At 37.9% G+C, this 21194-nt stretch carries 17 protein-coding genes and 1 riboswitch; of the genes, 5 read left to right on the top strand and 12 right to left on the bottom strand.

The window, feature by feature from the left end:
• Positions 1-66: 66 nt before the first annotated feature.
• Complete coding sequence (locus tag ACFOY7_RS06835; RefSeq protein WP_390250697.1) at positions 67-2235, bottom strand: DNA topoisomerase III; 2169 nt, start codon at positions 2233-2235, stop codon at positions 67-69.
• 221 nt (positions 2236-2456) lie between these two features.
• Between ACFOY7_RS06835 and mgtE the strand changes: the two genes are divergently transcribed.
• On the top strand, positions 2457-3815 hold the full coding sequence (gene mgtE, locus ACFOY7_RS06830) for a magnesium transporter (protein WP_390250695.1): 1359 nt from the start codon (positions 2457-2459) through the stop codon (positions 3813-3815).
• Between the two features lie 51 nt (positions 3816-3866).
• On the opposite strand, the gene ACFOY7_RS06825 is transcribed toward mgtE, so the two are convergent.
• Together ACFOY7_RS06825 and ACFOY7_RS06820 are read right to left on the bottom strand one after the other, a co-directional pair.
• Complete coding sequence (locus ACFOY7_RS06825; RefSeq protein ID WP_390250693.1) at positions 3867-5225, bottom strand: TrkH family potassium uptake protein; 1359 nt, start codon at positions 5223-5225, stop codon at positions 3867-3869.
• A gap of 30 nt (positions 5226-5255) precedes the next feature.
• Positions 5256-5912, bottom strand: coding sequence for a potassium channel family protein (locus tag ACFOY7_RS06820; RefSeq protein ID WP_390252056.1), 657 nt, complete (start codon positions 5910-5912; stop codon positions 5256-5258).
• A 138-nt stretch (positions 5913-6050) separates the two neighbouring features.
• A riboswitch (cyclic di-AMP (ydaO/yuaA leader) is annotated at positions 6051-6198 on the bottom strand.
• A gap of 262 nt (positions 6199-6460) precedes the next feature.
• On the opposite strand from ACFOY7_RS06820, the gene ACFOY7_RS06815 reads away from it, so the two are divergent.
• The gene (locus ACFOY7_RS06815; protein ID WP_390250691.1) at positions 6461-7843 is read left to right on the top strand and encodes a F510_1955 family glycosylhydrolase; all 1383 of its coding nucleotides are present in this window, start codon (positions 6461-6463) and stop codon (positions 7841-7843) included.
• Positions 7844-7929: 86 nt separating this feature from the next.
• Here the strand turns inward: ACFOY7_RS06815 and ACFOY7_RS06810 are convergent, their stop codons facing one another.
• The 3 genes from ACFOY7_RS06810 to ACFOY7_RS06800 form a co-directional block, all read right to left on the bottom strand.
• Positions 7930-10032 (bottom strand): heavy metal translocating P-type ATPase, encoded by a 2103-nt coding sequence (locus tag ACFOY7_RS06810; RefSeq protein WP_390250689.1) that lies wholly within the window; start codon positions 10030-10032, stop codon positions 7930-7932.
• On the bottom strand, positions 10019-10384 hold the full coding sequence (locus tag ACFOY7_RS06805; RefSeq protein ID WP_390250687.1) for an ArsR/SmtB family transcription factor: 366 nt from the start codon (positions 10382-10384) through the stop codon (positions 10019-10021). The genes ACFOY7_RS06810 and ACFOY7_RS06805 overlap by 14 nt, the downstream gene beginning before the upstream one ends.
• Before the next feature lie 99 nt (positions 10385-10483).
• Positions 10484-11044: a redoxin domain-containing protein gene (locus ACFOY7_RS06800; RefSeq protein ID WP_390250685.1), complete on the bottom strand. Its 561-nt coding sequence runs from the start codon at positions 11042-11044 to the stop codon at positions 10484-10486.
• Between the two features lie 221 nt (positions 11045-11265).
• Between ACFOY7_RS06800 and ACFOY7_RS06795 the strand changes: the two genes are divergently transcribed.
• Positions 11266-11922, top strand: a complete 657-nt coding sequence (locus ACFOY7_RS06795; protein WP_390250683.1) for a YczE/YyaS/YitT family protein — start codon at positions 11266-11268, stop codon at positions 11920-11922.
• A 218-nt stretch (positions 11923-12140) separates the two neighbouring features.
• Here ACFOY7_RS06795 and ACFOY7_RS06790 read toward each other — a convergent pair whose 3' ends face one another.
• Both ACFOY7_RS06790 and ACFOY7_RS06785 read right to left on the bottom strand, forming a co-directional pair.
• Positions 12141-14366, bottom strand: coding sequence for an alpha-galactosidase (locus tag ACFOY7_RS06790; RefSeq protein ID WP_390250681.1), 2226 nt, complete (start codon positions 14364-14366; stop codon positions 12141-12143).
• 336 nt (positions 14367-14702) lie between these two features.
• Complete coding sequence (locus ACFOY7_RS06785) at positions 14703-15584, bottom strand: AraC family transcriptional regulator (RefSeq protein WP_390250679.1); 882 nt, start codon at positions 15582-15584, stop codon at positions 14703-14705.
• A gap of 95 nt (positions 15585-15679) precedes the next feature.
• Between ACFOY7_RS06785 and ACFOY7_RS06780 the strand changes: the two genes are divergently transcribed.
• Both ACFOY7_RS06780 and ACFOY7_RS06775 read left to right on the top strand, forming a co-directional pair.
• Positions 15680-16000: a hypothetical protein gene (locus ACFOY7_RS06780; RefSeq protein ID WP_390250677.1), complete on the top strand. Its 321-nt coding sequence runs from the start codon at positions 15680-15682 to the stop codon at positions 15998-16000.
• 76 nt (positions 16001-16076) lie between these two features.
• Positions 16077-17696: an ABC-F family ATP-binding cassette domain-containing protein gene (locus ACFOY7_RS06775; RefSeq protein ID WP_390250675.1), complete on the top strand. Its 1620-nt coding sequence runs from the start codon at positions 16077-16079 to the stop codon at positions 17694-17696.
• A 115-nt stretch (positions 17697-17811) separates the two neighbouring features.
• On the opposite strand, the gene trpA is transcribed toward ACFOY7_RS06775, so the two are convergent.
• Genes trpA through trpC form a run of 4 tightly spaced genes read right to left on the bottom strand, consistent with a single transcriptional unit; the run spans position 17812 to position 21193 of the window.
• Positions 17812-18600: a tryptophan synthase subunit alpha gene (gene trpA / locus ACFOY7_RS06770; RefSeq protein WP_390250673.1), complete on the bottom strand. Its 789-nt coding sequence runs from the start codon at positions 18598-18600 to the stop codon at positions 17812-17814.
• On the bottom strand, positions 18593-19798 hold the full coding sequence (gene trpB / locus ACFOY7_RS06765; protein WP_390250671.1) for a tryptophan synthase subunit beta: 1206 nt from the start codon (positions 19796-19798) through the stop codon (positions 18593-18595). The genes trpA and trpB overlap by 8 nt, the downstream gene beginning before the upstream one ends.
• Positions 19785-20411, bottom strand: coding sequence for a phosphoribosylanthranilate isomerase (locus ACFOY7_RS06760; RefSeq protein WP_390250669.1), 627 nt, complete (start codon positions 20409-20411; stop codon positions 19785-19787). Before ACFOY7_RS06760 ends, trpB begins: the two co-directional genes overlap by 14 nt.
• A gap of 2 nt (positions 20412-20413) precedes the next feature.
• Positions 20414-21193 (bottom strand): indole-3-glycerol phosphate synthase TrpC, encoded by a 780-nt coding sequence (gene trpC / locus ACFOY7_RS06755; RefSeq protein WP_390250667.1) that lies wholly within the window; start codon positions 21191-21193, stop codon positions 20414-20416.
• Position 21194 lies beyond the last annotated feature (1 nt).

Genomic DNA, 21194 nt, shown 5'->3' with positions numbered 1-21194 from the left:
ATTAAAAAACCCACGGAGGAAAAGAAAGGCTCCGTGGGTTTTTTGAGGCTTGGGGATCCTCTTTTTTTATTTATCCTTCAGCTTCGCCAATGCATCTGCTAATGCTGTGTTTGCAAAACCATCATCTTGCTTTTTCATGTATTTATTAACATCTCGCTTCGTTGCTTTACTTTGTCCTTGCTTGTTTTTCCTTTTCTGAAAGGCAGATAATTTCTCCCGATAACCGCAGGCACAAGAAAAGGTTTGGGCATCTCCTTGACCACGCATTTCCATTCGCTTATGACAGTTTGGACATCTGGCATTGGTTTTTTTCGCAATCATTTTGCGTTCACCGCAATCACGGTCCTGACAAACTAACATGCGCCCATTTTTTCCATTCACTTCAAGCATTAATTTGCCGCAATTCGGACATTTTGTTCCTGTCATGTTATCATGCTTATATTTTGCATCACTTGTCTTTACTTGGTGAACAACTTCCTTCGTATAACCTTTAATCTCTTTAATAAATGCATCTTTTGATAACTTTCCATTTGCGATCTCTGCTAACTTTTCTTCCCACTTTGCTGTGAGTAAAGGTGAGCGCAAATCACTTGGTACTAATTCTAATAATTGCTTTCCTTTTGACGTTAGATAAAGGTATTTCCCTTTTTTCTCCATGTAAAAAGTATTAAACAGCTTTTCAATAATATCTGCCCTTGTAGCAACTGTTCCTAGTCCGCCTGTTTGCTGCAATGTTTTTTGGGCATGTTTTTCATTCTTCTCTAAAAATTTTACAGGGTTTTCCATCGCTTGAAGCAATGTACCTTCCGTTAATCTTTCTGGTGGTTTAGTTTCACCTTCCGTTAAAGATAGCTTCGGTTCCTTCCAAATATGGGTTTGAGAAATATTAGATATTTGCTGATCTTCTTCCTGTTCATCCTCTGTGTGATCATAAACAGCCTTGAATCCCTGATCGATCACATTTTTGCCGCTTGCAGTAAATATCTCCCCTTCCATTTCTGCTGTTAATTGAATATGTTCAAACTGAAATGGTGGCAATAGTACAGCCAAAAACCTCTTAATGACAAGATCATAAATTTTACGCTCTTGATCGGTAAGTTTCGATAGATAAACAGGCTCTTCTGTCGGAATAATCGCATGGTGGTCTGATACTTTTTTATCATCAACAAAAGATTTATTTGCTTTAATTGGCTGCTTTTTAATTTTGGCTGCAATGGCAGCATATGGTCCAATCCCGCAACTATCAAGACGCTCTTTTAATGTTGGGACAATATCTGTTGAAATATATTTCGAGTCGGTTCTTGGGTATGTTAAAATTTTGTGTTGCTCATAAAGTTTCTGCATCAGCGACAGTGTTTGTTTTCCGGAAAAACCAAAAATTCTGTTCGCATCCCTTTGTAAATCGGTTAAGTCATACAATGTTGGTGCATAGTTTTTCTTTTGCTTTTTTTCTATCTTAGTTACTTTCAGTGATTTGTTTTTCAAATGTGCTAATAAGCTGTTCGCTTTTTGCTGATCGAATATTCTGGATTCACCTTTCGCATTCTTCCATAATAATTTGATCCCGTCATTGGTACGAGCCTTTAATTGATAAAATGTTTTGGGACGGAATTGTTTAATTTCTTCTTCCCTTGCTGCAATCATTGCAAGGGTAGGTGTTTGAACCCTTCCACTTGATAACTGTGCATTGTACTTTGTTGTTAAAGCACGCGTAGCATTCAAGCCGACATACCAATCAGCTTCTGACCTTGCAACAGCTGAATGATATAAATTGTCATACTGCCTGCCTGGTTTTAAGTTTTGAAATCCCTTTTTTATCGCCTGATCTGTTACCGATGAAATCCACAGTCTTTTGACAGGTTTATTGGTACGGACTTTTGCTAAGATCCATCGTGCGACAAGTTCTCCTTCACGACCAGCATCTGTCGCAATAACAATATCTTTTACATCTTTGCGCAGCAATTGGGTTTTTACTGTTTGGAATTGTTTTCCTGTCTTTTTAATTACTACAAGCTTCAAATGATCAGGAAGCATTGGTAATTCGTCAAGCTTCCATGTTTTATATTTATCGTCATATGCTTCAGGGTCAGCAAGTGTCACTAAATGACCTAGTGCCCATGTAACAATATAGTTTGCACCTTCCATATAACCATTTGCTTTCTTTGTACATTTAAGTACCCGTGCTATATCACGTCCTACAGACGGTTTTTCTGCTATTACTACTGTTTTGCTCATTTTCATACATCCCTTTCCGAGCTTCTGTCCTCTAATATAACACACCAAATAAAGCATTAGTAGAAAAAATAATTTTCCCCATGTTTATTAAATTATTTTCCATATTTTCAAGCAATAGATGGATTACTCTTATACATATTTAACTATTTATAAAGCAACCTAATAGCATTATAATTATTTTACAAATAGATAGAAATTCTTCTTTAGAGTGGAGGGGCAGGATGTCTTTAAATATGACCGAAAATGAAATTACTTTAGCCATTATACAATCAGTTAAAGACGGAAAGAAAAGGAACTTTCAAGAGCTTATTGATGAATTGCAACCATATGATATGTCCAAACAATATCATTACCTGCCAGTTAAACATCGAAATAAATTTCTACTTTATTTATCCATTGACCAGCTAGCAGAACTATTACAAGAACTGGATAAAAAAGAACAGTTAGATGTGTTAACTAAATTAGGAATAGAGAAGTCATCAAAAGTACTTGATCTGATGCAAAATGACGATTTAGCCTCATTACTTACAGACATGGAACCAGAGGTAATGGACGAATTCCTGTCCGAAATGAAACAAGAGGAATCTGCTATTGTTAAAAATCTGATGAATTATCCGCCGGAAACTGCCGGAAGAATTATGAACAACCGATTTGTCTGGATTCCGGAACATTATACGATTCGCGAAGCGGTTGATAAGTTAAAACACTTCGCTGAATTAGCGGAATACTTAAATTATTTGTATGTTATTAATGAAAAAAAGAAATTAGTTGGGGTTGTCTCTTATAAAGATTTACTGTTAGCTGATTTGAATGAACTCGTGCAAGATATTATGTATAAAAGAGTTGTCAAGACTGATGTATACACAGATCAGGAGGAAGTTGCAAATTTAATAAGCCGGTATGATTTCGTCTCACTGCCAGTTGTAACAGAAGACAATACATTAGTTGGAGTAATTACCGTTGATGATGTTATTGATATTGTTATCCAGGAAGCAAACGAAGATATTGAGAAACTTTCTGCATCCGGTAAAGCTATCGATTTTCAAACAAAACCAATTGTAGCCGCATATCGACGGCTTCCCTGGCTGATTTTGCTCCTGTTTATCGGTTTAATTTCAGGCGGAATCATCAGCAGGTTTCAGGAGACATTGCAAACTGTTGTTGCTTTAGCCTTTTTCATGCCAATGATATCAGGGATGACAGGAAACACAGGAACACAGTCACTTGCTGTTGTCGTTCGTGGGCTGGTATCTAAAGATTTGAACTTCAAACAGGTTGTGCAACTAATTTTCCGTGAACTGTGGGTAGGTATTATTATCGGTGTTACTTGCGGTATCCTCATTTCCTTCATTGCATATATATGGCGCGGTAATTATGTTTTAGGTTTGGTTATTGGCAGTTCTCTTCTAATAACATTAATTATAGGCACACTCGCAGGAACCATTATTCCCTTAATATTATACAAGCTCAAGGTAGACCCTGCAGTTGCCTCTGGCCCTTTAATAACAACGATTAATGATATACTCTCATTACTGATTTACTTCGGAATTGCCAGTGCATTTATTACAAAATTAATGTAATCAATGGATATACACACGCTTGGAAGGTTGGTGTGTATATCCATCATTCGTTTAACCCACGATAATTCTCTCTTTTGGATAATGGTAGTTTACATTATGGTCCTTCGTATGGAAAATAAAGATAAATGATAGAATCCCGATTCTTCCAATAAACATAAGCATTGTAATCACTATTTTCCCTATATCACTTAATTCCGGCGTAATGCCCATCGACAGACCTGTTGTTCCGAAGGCGGAACTAATCTCAAAGAATATTTCCATCAAGCTGAAGCTCTCGGTTGCTGATAATATAATCAGTGCAACAAAACATATCACTAAAGCCAGAAAGGTAACTACTACTGACTTCCTAATATCCTCCTCATCAATCTCCCGCCGGAATACTTTAATACTCTTTTGCCCTCTAGCAAAGGAAATGATTAATAACAGGATGACGGCAAAGGTAGTCGTTCTAATTCCACCGCCTACTGAACTAGGGGAAGCCCCAATAAACATAAGAAAACATAACACTAATAATGTCGGCACAGTGAATTCACTTATATCCATTGTTGCCAGTCCCCCATTACGTGTTGTAGCGGACTGAAAGAAAGCATAGAAGAAAGATTCATGCCAGGATTTATCAGCAAAGAAATGATTCGCTTCGAAGATTAAGAGAATAATGGTACCAAATAACATTAACGAGAAAAAAGTGACAGTTGTTATTTTGGTATATAAACTGAAGCTTGTATGATGATATTTACTGCCATTTCTTAAATAATCTTTCAGCTCTATTAATACAGGGAATCCGATCGCTCCTAGTGTTAATAAGATAATATTAATAAATTGGACAAAGTAATCATTAGCAAACGGAATTAATGAACTTCCTGTAATATCAAAACCTGCGTTAGTTGTGGCACTTACAGAGGCGAACAGCCCTTGTAAATATGCCTCTTGCCATGAAGGAAAGTAATTCAGAAAGTAGGTTCCCAAAATGAAGGCACCTATTAACTCAATTATTATAATGATGCTAAGGATTTGCTTCATCAATCGGACTAATCCGGATAGATGTGTCTGGTTTTGGTCCGTACTAATTAGTCTTCTTTCCCTTAAACCGATTTTCTTGCCAATTACCAGCCAAAAGAACGTTCCTAATGTCATTATTCCAATTCCGCCAAATTGCAAAATAAACATCAAGATGAATATTCCATAAATACTAAATGTATCAGCAGTAGATACTACTGTTAATCCTGTAACACTTATGGCACTTACAGCAGTGAATAGAACGTCTAGAAATGACCAGTGGATACCTGGCTTTAATGCGATAGGAAGACTTAACAAACCAACAGATATAATGATGGCACACAGATAGAATAAAACAATGATTTGTGCTGGTTTCAAGTAATCCTTTTTCAACATTTTTAACATCACGTACATCCCCTTAGTTTCTGTTTATATGAAAAAGTATTATAATCCTTTCTCTTCAAACTTCTTCAAATCCTGATTTTTCCCCATCACAATTAACACGTCATCTTGATAAACCGTATCATCGGATGATGGGGAAAGGTTCAGATCCGTATCATGCTTTATGCCAAGTAATGTACAGCCATATCTATCTCTAATATCTAATTCACGAATCGTTTTCTCAGACACCTTATTTGTTGCAACCAATTCAATAATGCTATATTCATTTGATAATTCGATATAATCAATAATCTTATCAGAGTCAAGCTGGTTAGCGATTCTAATTCCCATTTCATATTCCGGATTGATGATTCGATCTGCACCAACTTTTTCTAAAACCTTGTGATGTTGTGCATTATGGGCTTTTACCCAAACTTTCTTAATCCCCATCTCTTTCAAGATCAATGTACACAATATACTTGGTTGTATATTGTCACCAATCGCTACAATAGCATGGTCAAAGTTTCTGATGCCTATTGATTTAAGTGTTTCTTCATCAATTGCATTAGCCACAATAACGTGGGAAGCATGTTTCGACATTTTTGCTACATTTTCCTTGTTACTGTCAATCGCTAACACTTCATGCCCTAAATGATGTAACTCTTTGCAAATAGTACTTCCAAACCTCCCTAATCCTATTACAATAAATTGCTTTTTCACTGCTTTTCCTTCTTTCTGTTTCAATCTAGTAGTTAAGTTTCCTCTATATAGACAATTCCCTGTCATCAATCACACGATATAAAATATTGCAGGCACAAAAAAGACCACTACAAAATAAAGAGTGGTCAAGTGACCCTTCTCTCCACTAAAATTACGCTTGCGAGGTTAGCTGTCGGATTAGGGATTGAGAGTACCCCCTCCTACTATTGTAAGATTCACCCCAAGATAGGTTACCCTATCAATTATGGTTCCCCCGCTCAAGAAAATGATTCAGCGATATAAGGTATTTATTCAATTATAACAACACTTAATCTACTCCTGTTTCTTTCACTTGTCAATAAAAAATCACAAAAAAAATGTCATTACTTTTTCATCTGTAAATACATGTTTATTCTATTTTCCCTAATCATTTATGTATTGCAAAACCGCTGTTTGAACAAGATACGAAAAAGGGATATAATCATCTCTGTTACAGTTGAATAGATAGTATGATCATTTGTTTGGATTTTTCTAGCTAGGTATACTTGTAGATAAGAGGAGGGTAATTTATGAAACAACTACTATTGGTTACTATGACTTTATTCACACTGACAGCATGTTCCAACAATTCAGAACCCGCTGCCTTTGAGCAGGAATTAGAAGGAAGTTTAACCCATGTACACGGAATGGGCTTTAATGAAACTGGTGATAGATTATTATTCGGAACACATGAGGGGTTGAAATTCTCAGAAAACGGTAAGTGGTTTGAAACAACAAAAAATATGCACGATTATATGGGGTTTGTTGCTGTTGATCAAGGATTTTATACATCTGGACATCCAGGAAAACAATCAGATCTGCCAAATCCTATTGGCATCCAGAGAAGTTTTGATGACGGAAGATCACTGGAAAGCATAGATTTTGAAGGTGAATCAGACATCCATTTCCTTGCTGTCGGTTATTATAGTCATGATATATTTATTTATAATCCTGATGCGAATTCTAAGTTAGAGGCAGGGTACTATTTAAGCGAAAATAATGGAAAAACATGGACAAAACTGAATGGTTCCAATATTAAAGGGAACTTATTTCATGTCGCAATCCATCCACATGAATCGCAATATTTAGCTGCAGCTACAACCGATGGAATTTATTTCTCTAAGGATAAAGGAAAATCATTCAATCTGATCACCAATCAGAGTCAAGGTACAGCAGTATATTTCAATGAAGACACATTGTTTTATTCTACGGATAATGGGCAGCCTTCCCTAGTTGCTTATAATTGGGGTACAGGGAAAGAAACCAACTTGAACTTACCTGAGTTAAAAGAAGATGCTCCATTATTTATTTCCCAGAACCCGCAAAGTGATGAAGTACTTGCGATTTATACTATCAAAGGATCGGGGTTTATCAGTACGGATGGTGCAAAGTCATGGCAAATGATTATTAATCAAGAAACAGTGGAAGACGTCCACGATCATGACCATTCATCTAACTCGGCTGACAATACTCACCAACACCATTCCTCTACAGGTGAAGTCCCTGATGAGTTAGAGAATGCCGAAAATCCAACCTTTGAAACAGGAAGTAAAGCAATGATCCGAACAGATCATATGCCTGGTATGGATGGAGCTGAAGCTACTATTTCCGGTGCCTATCATACCACTGTTTACGCTGTATCATACGATCCTGTAAATGGTGGCGAACGTGTGGAAAATCATAAATGGGTGGTCCATGAAGAATTGTTAGATGCAGGTACAGAACCATTGGCAATTGGCGATACAGCAGTTATCAACACAGACCACATGCCAGGAATGAAAGGGGCAACCGCAACGATCGATTCCGTTGAAGAAACTACTGTATATATGGTTGATTTTATCGCAACAGACAGTGGTGAAGAAATTCTGAATCACAAATGGGTAACCGAAGATGAGTTAGAATCACTCGATTAGACAGTTTTTTAAAAAAGAAGCGTCCTCTTATCTCAGGGAGAAAGTAAGAGAACGCTTCTTTTTGTATTTTTTCTATTAGTTTATGCTTATTTTTTTTTTAGTTTTAATAATCTTAAAGAATTTAGTACAACGATAAGTGTTGCCCCCATATCAGCAAAGATTGCTAGCCAAAGTGTTAACCACCCCGGAACGATAAGGAGAAGTGCCAGAACTTTTAATCCAAGTGCCAGAACAACATTTTGTTTAATAATTGTCATTGTCTTCTTGCTTAATGCAATGGTATATGGTAACTTCTCTAAGTCGTCTGCCATTAATGCGATATCCGCCGTTTCTAATGCAGTATCCGTTCCAGCTCCACCCATTGCAATACCGACATTTGCTGTAGCAAGTGCTGGTGCATCATTGATCCCATCGCCTACCATTGCAATTTTGCCATGCGATTCTTTTAATTGTTCAATAAAAGATAATTTCTCCTCTGGCATTAATTCTGCCTGTACGTCTGTCATCTGGAGCTTTTTGGCGATTGCCTTACCACAAGCCTTGTTGTCCCCTGTAAGCATGACCGTATGGGTAATTCCAAGTTGCTTTAATTTTTGTATAATCGATGGACTCTTTTCGCGAATTTGATCAGCAACAGCAATTAATCCAATAATACTCTCGTTCGTTCCTATTAACATGACAGTTTTTCCTTCATTTTGCAAATGACTAATTGAATCAATTTGTTCGGGCTCATCTAATACTTCCTCAAACAAATGAGGACTGCCAATAAGGTATTCTACTTGCTGGATGGTGGCTTTTGCACCTTTTCCTGTTAATGATTGAAAATTGGTTGCAGCTAATCTCTTAACATTTTCTTCTCTGGCTTTCCGTAATACAGCCGAAGCAAGCGGATGACTGGAAAACGATTCTATTGATTCAGCCAATGCAAGTATTTCCTGTTTCGTTTGGTTTGTGAATGAAACGATATCGGTAACCTCTGGTTTTCCTTCTGTAAGTGTTCCCGTTTTATCAAAAGCAATGGCTTGTAATTTTCCTGCCTCTTCTAAATGAATGCCACCTTTTATTAATACACCATTCTTGGCAGCATGACCGATTGCTGTAACAATTGCCACAGGTGTTGAAATGACTAATGCACATGGACAACCAACAACGAGTACGGCGAGACCCCGGTAGACCCATTCCGACCAGTCACCCTCAATAAGCAATGGAGGAAGAACTGCCACTAATAATGCAATCATCATAATGGCAGGTGTGTAATATTTAGCAAATGAATCGACAAATTTCTGGGAAGGCGCACGTTCTGCCTGAGCTTCCTCCACCAAATGGATAATTTTTGAAAGTGTCGTATCTTCCACCAATTTCGTCACTCGAACTTCAATTGAACCTTCTTCGTTTAAAGTTCCTGCAAAAACTTCGTCACCTTTGGATTTAAAAACAGGGATAGATTCCCCTGTTATTGCTGCTTGATTAATGGATGTATCACCAGCTGTTACTATTCCATCAAGTGCAATTTTTTGACCAGGCTTTATAACCATTAAATCACCAACCCGGACATCCTCCACATCCATTTCGATTCGTTCATTACCACGTTTGACTAAGGCTCTGTTTGGTGCGATGTCCATTAATGATTGAATCGACCGTCTCGCTTTTTCCATCGAATAGGATTCCAATGCTTCACTTAATGCGAATAAGAAGACAACAACAGCGCCCTCCATCCATTCACCAATAATCACAGCACCAATAATTGCAATGGTCATCAATGTTTTCATATCAAATTGGAGTCTAAATAAATTCGAGAGCCCTGTTCTAAATAAGTCCCAGCCGCCAATAACAATGGAAAGGCTAAACAGTATAATGACAGTTACATTATTCTCCTCAAGAAAAAGTGATAGCAAATAACCAATGATCAGGAAGAAAAGGGAAATAGCTGTTGTTACATTTGCTCGTTTTTTCCAAAAGGGTTCTCGTCTTGGCCTTTGCCTTTCCGGATAAACTTTTATCCCGTCAAATGCCCCTGCTTGCTCTAACTGTTCAATGGATACATCACCATTAACCGTCAATTTGGATGCACCAAAATTCAAATGAACATCTTCCACTGTATTGATCGCACGGATATTCTTTTCAAATTTGGCTGCACAATTGGTACATGAAAGGCCTTGCAAACGGTACACATTCTTATTTGTTTCCATTTTTCTCACCTTCTTTGGCATGAGTCATAGCTATTTGTACTAATTGACGAACATGTTCATCTTCTAAGGAATAAAAAACCAGCTTTCCTTCCTTGCGGTATTTTGCCAGACCCATTTTACGTAATAGACGGAGATGATGGGATGCTGTAGCTGTCGATGCATCGATAATGTTCGCAACATCGCAAACACAGAGCTCTTCATCCAGTGTGAGGGCATAGGCAATCTTTATCCTTGTCGCATCTGCCAATGCTTTAAAGATCTTGTCCACTCCAACTACTTCATTTATTTTCGGCTGGATCCGATTGACTTTTTCCTCATCATAGCAAAATATATCACAAGTATCTTTGGACATAAAAAACACCTCAATCAAATAATCGTTTGATTATATTGTATGAGGTGGATGGAATGGTTGTCAATGATATTATTCAAATGAATATTTGAATAACGATATTTAGTTTAGCTTTTCATATTCATTCATCATCATCTCGTAATCCATTGGTCCGTACGTATGATATTGAATCACGCCATGAGAGTCTATCAGATAGGTGGTAGGAATTGGGCGAATTCGATAAAGATCGGAAGCCTGATTCCCATTATCTAATAATATTGGGAAAGTTAATTGGTTTTCTTCCAGAAATGCTTGAATATTTTGAAATCTCGATTCTGTCTCCACAAGGTTAATCGCCAAAATTTCAATATCACTATCTTGATAAAATTTCTCCATATCCGGCATTTCTGCTCGGCATGGGGGACACCATGTTGCCCAAAAATTTAGCATCACTTTCTTTCCTTTATAATCGGACAAGCGGATAAAATCACCGGTCGTTGATTGTAATTCAAAGCCAGGTGCTTTGTCACCTACATTTAATCCAATCCTTTCATCTTTTGCCTGAACATTTTTATTTGCTATTTCATAGTTCCATTCACTTGTTCCAAAACTGTCCCTAAAAAAATTGAAAATTGCAAACACTAACATGCCAATCAGAATAATACTGATAATTTTCCTTTTCATGAAGTCTTCCCCCCCTGTTCTTTCCTATGTAGCATCGTATGATGAATTTCCAAAAAGATAACGATAAGCACCCTAATAACTAACTTTTTTAACATTCCTACTTCCTATTTTCTCTCCTATTTTTGTATACTATACGAAAGGTCTTTTCAAAATATTATGGTCATTTCTTCAAAGCTAGTATGTTAGTTAATGAACTCATTTCATATACCTGGAGGATTGTGATGAAAACGATAACTTGGCGCCGTCTTAATATGATGATTATTGGTAATCTATTTATTGGTATTGCTGTTGCACTGCTTAGAATCAGTGCACTCGGCACAGACCCTTTTTCAACGATAAATCTCGGGTTGAGTGATTTTTTAGATATTTCATTCGGGATGTATCAATTAGGATTTAATATCCTGCTTTTCCTTGTTATCTTCATCCTTTACAGAAGTTCTATCGGAATCGGCACACTTGTGAACATGGTTGGAATCGGTTTCATATCCGATTTATTTGTATTCGGATATTTCTTCTATTTTGACGATTCGACCGTTATGCTTGTTCGTATTGCTATGATGATTAGTGCTGTCTTTTTCGCTAGTTTGGGTGTTGCTTTATATATAACTCCTAATCTAGGCATGGCACCATACGATGCGTTAGCTTTTGCGATTGAGAAAGTCTCCAGACAGAAAATCCGTTTCCCTGCAGCCAGAATCATGACAGATGTTGCTTGTGTTGTTATCGGATTTTCTTTTGGTGCCATTGTCGGAGTTGCTACTGTCATCTTTGCTTTCTTTACAGGACCGTTTGTACAGTATTTTCGCAAAAAGATAGCTGAGCCTATGCTGGCACAGGAAAACAGCAACAAAGTAAAACCAGCTTTTGGACATAAATAGGTTTGCACAGTGTCGTTTTATCAAAACCAGGCACAGCTTTTTTATTCTCTGGATCTGATTCACCCGTTATGTATTGTGCTGTTTCAGCGTATATAGGTGGAACGCCACGGAAAGCAGTTAATGTTTTGATTACAAAAAAAAACCGAACAACTTCGAATAAAACATTCGATCATCGTTCGGCTTTTCTTTGGCTGAAACTTTGTTGTCCCGGCCTTTCTTTACTTCTTATGCAGGATAAATAAACGTGAGGAGAAATCACCTGTAACGTTATGCTCCTCATCTACTCTGAAACGTTCATGGTCCAGCTGGATACCGATTTCCATTAATTCATCCCCATTATATTCCCCATCAATACCATCAATTGTATAGATGAAGTCTTCATTTAAACCCTTTAGTAATAGTCTTTTAAAGCTCTGATTAGGTTTACATAGAATATGATAATCTCCAACTATTGCTTTTGACTTGTCTTTCGCAGCAACCATCCATGTTGTTCTATTACCATCTCCTTCAAACGGACTGGTAATGCGATAAAATGTACCAAATTGAAATAACTCACGATGTTGTTTGAAGAAAGCAATCTGTTCTTTCATTTCCAGCTTTTCCTCGACTCCCATTTCTGTTACATCCAATTCATAACCAAATGCGCCGAAATACGCAACATTTGCACGGGTTTTTAAACTTGTCACCCGACCTACCTGATGATTTGGTACTGCTGATACGTGTGCCCCCATGGAACTGATTGGATAGACGAATGAGGTACCATATTGAATCTTCAGACGCTCTACCGCATCGGTATCATCACTTGTCCATCCTTGTGGTGCATAATACAGCATTCCCGGATCGAAGCGGCACCCGCCACTAGCACAAGATTCAAACAATATATCAGGGAATTCTGCCGTTAATCTCTCATACAGGTCATAAACACCTAAAATATAACGATGTACTACTTCTCTTTGGCGATCTGCTGGCAAAGCAACTGACCCTATCTCTGTCATATAGCGATTCATATCCCATTTCACATAAGAAATTGGCGCATTTCTTAAAATATCGGACATCATTTTATACAATGCGTCAACTACTTCATTCCGTGAAAAGTCCAGGACATATTGATTTCGCCCATGTGACTGGTTACGCCCTTTTACATGAATCACCCAATCTGGATGTGTTTCATATAACTTGCTTATTTTCGATACCATTTCCGGTTCAAACCATAACCCGAAGTCCATACCTAATGCTGTAATCTTCTCCGCTAATCCTGTAATCCCATTTGGCAGTTTCTCATAATCGACAAACCAGTCACCTAAAGAAGTGGTATCATCATCACGTTTCCCAAACCAGCCATCATCTAACACAAATAATTCAACACCAAGTTCTTTCGATTGTTTCGCCATATCGACAATCTTCTCTTCATTGAAATTAAAGTAGGTCCCTTCCCAGTTGTTCGTCAAAATGGGACGTACCTTATCACGCCACTTCCCTCTCGCAAGTCGTGATTGATATAATTCATGATAGCGCTGGCTCATACCGTTTAACCCTTGATCAGAATAGACCATGACAGCTTCAGGGGTTTGAAAGCTTTCTCCTTCTTCAAGTAACCAGTTAAAATCAAAAGGATTGATGCCTATACTAACACGGGAAACATCTAAGTAGTCGACTTCCACTTGGGCTAAGAAGTTAGCACTGTAGACAAGATTGAAACCAAACACTTCTCCAAGAAATTCGTTCGTTTCCGGACGCTTTAATGCTAAAAATGGATTCTGGTGTCCACTGCTCGCCCCCCTTGTACTGGAGATGTTTTGTATACCAGCTTCCAGCCTTCTGGTTTTCACATGTCTTTCTCTGGCCCACGCTCCTGAAAGCTGAAGCATTTCATAGTTTGCATCTATCAAATCAATATTGGCACTCATTGCTCTAGTTATATTTAAATGTTGTTTACTGTGATTAATAAATTTAGCACTTCTTGTGATCGCATCATAGTCTTCATAAACAGAATACAAGAGGATTAATTCTGCATCCATCAGACGATCATACAACGTAATCTCCACTGTCTCTACATTATCTCCCTTTTCAGCATAGGTTGCAGGTAAACCAGCTAATTTTGGTTTACCTTCGAAGATCCGGTGACTTTTATATTGAAAATCAGTAATTCGACTGCCATCTTCTTGGATGATTTGAAAAGCTGGCTCACGAAAGTCTGTGGTTCCATAAGAAGGGTATTCCTGCTTCGTCTGTTCTAAGGTGAAGCTCATATCGCCCTCTTTTAAATATGGTGTATTGGGACGATTTCCTTGAACAAATAAATGTTCAAAAGAATTTTTATGGCGGACTTTTTTTCCATAGAATAAATGTCCCAGCTGATTGTTTTCTAACACACGAAAAATATAACTGGATTTTGCTGTTTGCAGGTGGAATTCTCTTGTTTTTTCATTATAAAAAATAGCCATTTTCATCCTCCTTTTTAATTTTTCTTTATAAACTAAGCCTTTTCATATCGAAAAACAAATTTTGAAATTAGTTATATTCCGGCAGCTATATGTGGGGTTCTGAGTCTTTCAGTCTCTCATGATCCATAACAAATTCTGTAATGCTTCCACTGTCATACAGTCACCAAGTTTTTGCAAAAACTGTACTCCCGGCACCGAGAAAAGTAAGTTTAGACATTAGCAAATCCCCTTGTAATATATTGCGTTTCTAAAAACTTTATATAAATTATATTAAAAGGATTTAGAAGCGTTTACAATCGCAAATTAAATGGATATAGGTAAAATATTGCTGTGAATTCAATCAATAAACATACGATCAACAGGCATAAAAGATTGACTATTTCGATAATCGCTTGGTGTTACATTAAGTAAACTCTTAAAAACTTTACTAAAATAGTTTCCACTTGTATATCCAGTATTTTTGGCGATTTCTTCAATTGATAGTTCACTTTGCTGAAGCAAATCAGCTGCATGCTGAATTCGAATTCTTGTTAAATATTGTATCGGTGTTTCATTTAGTGTTTTTGCAAACAGTCTTGTAAAATGATATTTCGATAAACCTGACACATGAACAATATCGTTTAAAGATATATCTTGCCCATAATTTTTTTCCATAAAGGAGATAGATTTAGCGATCGCTACAGGCAATTCTTCTTCCCTTTTTTGGTCGTGCTCTAAATATTGCATACATTCCATAAGAAAAGAATAGGCATAGCGTGAAGCCTCATATGCATGTGATATACCCGCTGTCTCTATTTTTTCAAGCAACCGGCAGATATAGTTTAGTGGACGGGCATTTGCGGGCATATGTAAAATATGGCCATACTGTTCGACAATGATGTCATAATAATGAACTGCCTCTGCTCCAAACAATGTGATAAAAATAAACTCCCAATGTTCTGAACTTTCGGGGAGATAATAACAATGGTCACTTGGAATGTTAACGAAGAATGCCTGGCCTTCCAATAAAGGAAATACCTCGCTCCCAATCCTAATTTCACCTTCCCCGCTTAGTGTGTATTGAAATACGATCCGGCCTTTTTCCCCTCGCTCCAGACCATTCCAAATATATGTCTCCTCTTTTCTTCTTTCCCTTCCGATAGAATCGAGCCCGGCAACTCTATCCTGATGTGTCCCTTTCAATCGAAAACCATATGTTTTATTTACAGGATGGCTCATACAATCCCCCCACTTTTAACAATAATTTTATCTAATATTGCAACTAAATTATGGTAAAATGTATATAAGTTTATTTTATTACAAGGAGTGAAAACATGATTGTCTCAGGTATTTTGAAACTTCTCGGTGCAGTGTTTGAGTTTTTCCTCGGGATCCCCGGTCTTGGAGGTTCACTTATAATATCATTGTTATGGACACCGCTCTTATTCATGCTTATATACTATATTATAACACTAGTTCTCTCTAAGACATTTCGTGCACCAATCTGGGGACCTGTTATCGGTATTATTGCAAGTACTATTGGTATCATACCTATTTTAGGAATGATGTTACATTGGGTTGCTTTTATCTGTCTGTTAGTTGATGGTATCCAGACACTCACGAAAAAAGATGTACCAGAAACTGCGAAACTCTAGCCTTACTTGATTGACTTCCACCCTTAAATTGTTTAAGCTTGCTTTATGATATGAGATAATGGAGGAATTACGCTATATGCTACAAGCGACAAATGTTAGTTTACGTTTTGGTGACAAAAAGTTATTTGAAGACGTTAATATTAAATTCACTGCAGGGAATTGTTACGGGTTAATTGGTGCGAATGGTGCCGGGAAATCAACTTTTCTAAAAATTCTCTCTGGAGAAATCGAGCCACAAACAGGTCATGTTTCGTTAGGTAAAGGGGAGCGTCTTGCTGTATTGAAACAAGATCACTTTGCATATGAGGAACATGAAGTATTAGAAACAGTAGTCATGGGACATACACGTCTATATGAAGTGATGAAAGAAAAAGATGAGGTTTATGCAAAAGCAGATTTCACTGAAGAGGATGGCATGCGTGCAGCAGAACTAGAAGGCGAATTTGCGGAAATGAATGGTTGGGAAGCTGAGTCAGACGCTGCCATTTTATTAAAAGGGTTAGGAATTGGCGAAAATCTTCATTCGAAGAAAATGGCTGAACTTACGGGTTCTGAAAAAGTAAAAGTATTATTAGCACAAGCTTTATTCGGTAATCCAGACATTCTATTATTAGATGAGCCTACAAACCACTTGGATATCCAGGCAATTCAATGGTTAGAGGAGTTTCTAATTAATTTCGAGAACACAGTAATTGTAGTATCACACGACCGTCACTTCCTTAATAAAGTATGTACACATATCGCTGATGTTGATTATGGAAAAATCGAATTGTTTGTCGGTAACTATGATTTCTGGTATGAATCCAGTCAGCTGGCTCTGCAGATGGCAAAAGACCAAAATAAGAAAAAAGAAGAAAAAATGAAAGAATTACAAAACTTTATCGCACGATTTAGTGCCAATGCATCGAAATCGAAACAAGCCACTTCCCGTAAGAAAATGCTTGAAAATATTACATTAGATGATATTAAACCATCATCACGCCGATATCCGTATGTAGCCTTTCAACCAGGCCGCGATATTGGTAATGACTTATTACGTGTCGAAGGCATTTCAAAAACGATTGATGGAGAAAAAGTTTTAGACAATGTCAGCTTTATTTTAAAACCATATGATAAGGTCGCTTTTGTTGGTCGGAATGAACTGGCGAAAACCGTTTTATTTGATATTTTAATGGGTGAAATGGAACCAGATGAAGGAACCTACACATGGGGTGTTACAACATCTCAATCCTATTTCCCTAAAGACAATTCAGCGTTTTTCGAAGGAAATAATATGTCCTTAGTTGAATGGTTGCGCCAATACTCTCCGGAAGACCAGACGGAAACTTTCTTACGCGGATTCCTTGGACGTATGCTTTTCTCTGGAGAAGAAGCATTGAAAAAAGCGAATGTCTTATCAGGTGGTGAGAAAGTACGTTGTATGCTGTCTAAAATGATGCTTAGCAATGCGAATGTACTAGTTTTAGATGAGCCTACAAACCACTTAGATCTAGAGTCCATTACATCTGTGAACAATGGGTTGATTAATTTCAAAGGTTCCGTCTTATTTACATCACATGATCAACAATTCATTAACAGTATTGCGAATCGGTTAATTGAGATCACACCAACGAAAGTAATCGATAAGGAAATGTCATATGATGAGTACGTAGCAGACCAAAAATTACAAAAAGAAATTGCAGAATTGTATGCATAAAGAATCGGCGGAGTCAGCTTTGGGAGCTGACTTCTTTTTTTGTGCGTTTTCCAGCACTTCATGCATCTCTATGAAAAAATAACCCTGCTTCCAATTAAGCAGGGCATCCTATCATTTAATTCACTTTTGAAACCCGGGCTGATCCGATTAACTCCTTAATTGTCTCCCTTTCCCCTTTATGCAGTAAGTCTACAATTCTGCTGCCAACAACAACACCATCACAATGTTCAGTTAATGAAGCAACATGCTCTGGTGTGGATACACCAAAACCTGCCAATACGGGAACATGACATACTTTTTGCAATTTTTCTAAATGTTCTCCTAAATTTTCTTTAAAGGAAGAACGCGCTCCCGTTGTGCCAGTTACGGTAACAGCATATAGAAATCCTTCCGTACGTTTCGCAATCTCAGTTAAGCGATCTTCTGTACTCGTAAGTGCTGCAAGTCGAATCAAGGCAATTTCGTTCTCTGCCAATGAATCAGTCACTAAACCTTCTTCCTCTAAAGGCAGATCTGGAATGATTAAGCCATCAACACCAGCTTCTGCACAACTTGTGGCAAATTCCCTTACACCATACGTATGAATGGGATTAATATATGTCATCAATACAATGGGAATATTTCGTTCATTTTTCTTCTCTTTTAATTTATTCAACACGGCACGTAATGATACACCATTTGCTAAGGCGCGCAGACCTGCCTCCTGTATTGTTGGACCATCAGCTACCGGATCAGAAAAAGCAATTCCTAATTCAACAACTGTTGCTCCTGCTTCTTCTAAAAATGCGAGTTGATCATCTAATTGATCAAGCCCTCCATCACCTGCCATAATGTATGGAACAAACGCTTTGTCGCCACGTTCTTTCACTTTTTGAAATGCTTGTGCTAACTTCTCCTTACCCATTCACTTCACCTCCGAGCGCATCACGTACTGCCTCCACGTCTTTGTCACCACGACCTGACAGACAAATCACCATAACTTCCTCTTTAGTCATTTCTTTGGCAAGTTTCATCGCATAAGCAATAGCATGGGAACTTTCCAATGCTGGAATAATCCCTTCTGATCTGGATAATTCCTGTAATCCTTCTAATGCTTCTTTATCTGTAATATGGACATAATTTACCCGGCCAATATCGCGGAGATGACTATGCTCGGGTCCTACTCCAGGATAGTCCAGACCTGCTGAGATCGAGTGCGCCTCCTGAATTTGACCATTATCATCCTGCAGCAAGTATGTCATTGTTCCATGAAGGATTCCTTTTTTTCCATAGGTAAGTGTAACAGCATGCTTGTCTGTATCAACACCTTCACCGCCAGCTTCGACACCATACAGTCGGACATCTTCATCCTCCACAAACGGATAGAACATTCCCATTGAATTACTTCCCCCGCCAATACATGCAACTACAGCATCTGGTAAGCGGCCTTCTTTCGCTTGGATCTGCTTCCTCGTTTCAGTACCGATCATGCTTTGGAAATCGCGAACAATTTGCGGGAATGGATGTGGTCCCACAACTGATCCAATGATATAATGGGTATCCTCTACATTACTAACCCAGTAGCGCAAAGCTTCATTTACCGCATCTTTTAATGTCCCGCTTCCCTGGTCAACACTCTCCACACGAGCACCTAATAATTCCATTCGGAAGACATTTAACTTCTGGCGTCGTACATCTTCTTTCCCCATAAAAATCACACATTCCAAACCTAATAATGCACAGACTGTTGCGGTTGCTACACCATGCTGACCGGCGCCTGTCTCTGCAACGACCTTTTTCTTGCCCATTCTTACTGTTAAAAGTGCTTGTCCGAGTGCATTATTAATCTTATGTGCACCAGTATGGTTGAGATCCTCACGCTTTAAATAAATTTTCGGTCCACCTAATTTTTCCGAAAAACGTTCTGCATAATATAGAGGTGTTTCACGACCGACATATTCTTCTAAGTAATAATTGAATTCATCTAAAAATGCTTCATCCCTGATTGCATCCTTGTACGCTTTTTCTAATTCCAATACGGCCGGCATTAATGTTTCTGGTACAAAGCGTCCACCGTAATCGCCGAAATGTCCTGTTTGGTTCGGTTCATTATATGATCCCATTTCTCTCACCCTTCTTTGCGGCTAATATAAATGCCCTTATTTTATCTAAATCCTTTACACTATCTGTTTCTACACCACTTGATACATCGACACCTGTGGGATTCACTTCCTGAATAGCCTCTTCCACATTCTCAGCATGCAGCCCTCCAGCAAGTAATATCTTTTTATTCAAGAAGTCTTGTTCCTTAGTAATAGACCAATCAAACTTCTCCCCATTGCCTCCGCGGTATTTCCCTGCAGGGCTGTCTAATAAATAATAATCACACTCATATGACGCGACGTTATCCAGATCTTCTTTTGATGCTACATGAAATGCTTTAATTACAGGTAATCCAATTTCTTTACAGAAGGCTGGTGATTCATCGCCATGGAGCTGGATATAATCTAATCCCACTTCTCTAGCGATATCCTGAATCACTTCCAGCTTTTCATTTACAAAGACACCAACTTTTTTAACATTGGGAGGAATATATTTCGCCAGCTCTGCTGCCTTTTCTTTAGTCACCTGTCTCTTGCTCTGTGCAAACACAAACCCAATAAAATCCGTCCCTGCATCAACTGCTGTCAAAATTGCCTCTCGATTCATTAAACCGCATATTTTTACTTTTACCATGATTACTCTCCTAACGGAATACGTAATTGGTCAAATGTTTCCTTTAGATCTTTTGAACGCATCATTGTTTCCCCGACCAATATTCCCCTTGCTCCTGCTTTTGCGACTCTTTCCACATCAGCACCAGTTTTCATTCCACTTTCACTAATTAACAAAGTTTCCTTTGTATCAACCATATCTGCTAATCTTTCTGTAATTGCGAGATCTACTTCGAATGTTTTTAAATTTCGATTATTGATTCCAACAATTTTTGCTCCAATTCTTTTAGCTACAAGCATTTCCTCTTCATTGTGAACTTCAAATAAAATTTCCAGGCCCTTTCTCTCTGCATATTGATAGAGTTGTTGTAACCGGGGTTCTGGAAGTGCTGCAGCAATTAACAGAATTAAGTTCGCACCAGCATCATATGCTCGTTCAATTTGTATTTCATCAATAATAAAATCTTTATTTAATACTGGGATATTTACAGCAGACCGAACTGCTTGCATATCCTCGATCGTCCCTTTAAAAAATGGCTCATCTGTTAATACAGAAATAGCACCAGCACCACATTCTTCATATAATTTCCCTTGGTCAGCAGGTTCTACGCCATCATTAATTAATCCTTTCGATGGCGATGCACGTTTCATTTCAGCAATAATACTCATTTTATCTGCTTTCATAAAAGTATCATATAAAGATACATCAACTTTTTTCGCTTGAAGCGAACCTTGTCTGTAATGTTGTTTTAAAACTTCAACTTCCTTTTCTTTTTCGGCTAAAATTTTATCTAAAATTGTCATG

Origin of the sequence: Gracilibacillus xinjiangensis, from assembly GCF_042651765.1 — a bacterium.
In the GTDB taxonomy this organism is placed as follows: domain Bacteria; phylum Bacillota; class Bacilli; order Bacillales; family Amphibacillaceae; genus Gracilibacillus; species Gracilibacillus xinjiangensis.
The sequence above is the reverse complement of the archived record's forward strand: the minus strand, read 5'-3'. Positions and strand labels throughout refer to the sequence as shown.

Coding starts and splice junctions, on each gene's coding strand:
- trpB (WP_390250671.1), bottom strand. CDS start 19,798: ATGGGATCATATAATGAACCGAACCAAACAGGACATTTCGGCGATTAC.
- mgtE (WP_390250695.1), top strand. CDS start 2,457: ATGTCTTTAAATATGACCGAAAATGAAATTACTTTAGCCATTATACAA.
- ACFOY7_RS06760 (WP_390250669.1), bottom strand. CDS start 20,411: ATGGTAAAAGTAAAAATATGCGGTTTAATGAATCGAGAGGCAATTTTG.
- ACFOY7_RS06785 (WP_390250679.1), bottom strand. CDS start 15,584: ATGAGCCATCCTGTAAATAAAACATATGGTTTTCGATTGAAAGGGACA.
- ACFOY7_RS06805 (WP_390250687.1), bottom strand. CDS start 10,384: ATGTCCAAAGATACTTGTGATATATTTTGCTATGATGAGGAAAAAGTC.
- ACFOY7_RS06780 (WP_390250677.1), top strand. CDS start 15,680: ATGATTGTCTCAGGTATTTTGAAACTTCTCGGTGCAGTGTTTGAGTTT.
- trpA (WP_390250673.1), bottom strand. CDS start 18,600: ATGGGTAAGGAGAAGTTAGCACAAGCATTTCAAAAAGTGAAAGAACGT.
- ACFOY7_RS06835 (WP_390250697.1), bottom strand. CDS start 2,235: ATGAGCAAAACAGTAGTAATAGCAGAAAAACCGTCTGTAGGACGTGAT.
- ACFOY7_RS06810 (WP_390250689.1), bottom strand. CDS start 10,032: ATGGAAACAAATAAGAATGTGTACCGTTTGCAAGGCCTTTCATGTACC.
- ACFOY7_RS06795 (WP_390250683.1), top strand. CDS start 11,266: ATGAAAACGATAACTTGGCGCCGTCTTAATATGATGATTATTGGTAAT.
- ACFOY7_RS06800 (WP_390250685.1), bottom strand. CDS start 11,044: ATGAAAAGGAAAATTATCAGTATTATTCTGATTGGCATGTTAGTGTTT.
- trpC (WP_390250667.1), bottom strand. CDS start 21,193: ATGACAATTTTAGATAAAATTTTAGCCGAAAAAGAAAAGGAAGTTGAA.
- ACFOY7_RS06825 (WP_390250693.1), bottom strand. CDS start 5,225: ATGTACGTGATGTTAAAAATGTTGAAAAAGGATTACTTGAAACCAGCA.
- ACFOY7_RS06790 (WP_390250681.1), bottom strand. CDS start 14,366: ATGGCTATTTTTTATAATGAAAAAACAAGAGAATTCCACCTGCAAACA.
- ACFOY7_RS06815 (WP_390250691.1), top strand. CDS start 6,461: ATGAAACAACTACTATTGGTTACTATGACTTTATTCACACTGACAGCA.
- ACFOY7_RS06775 (WP_390250675.1), top strand. CDS start 16,077: ATGCTACAAGCGACAAATGTTAGTTTACGTTTTGGTGACAAAAAGTTA.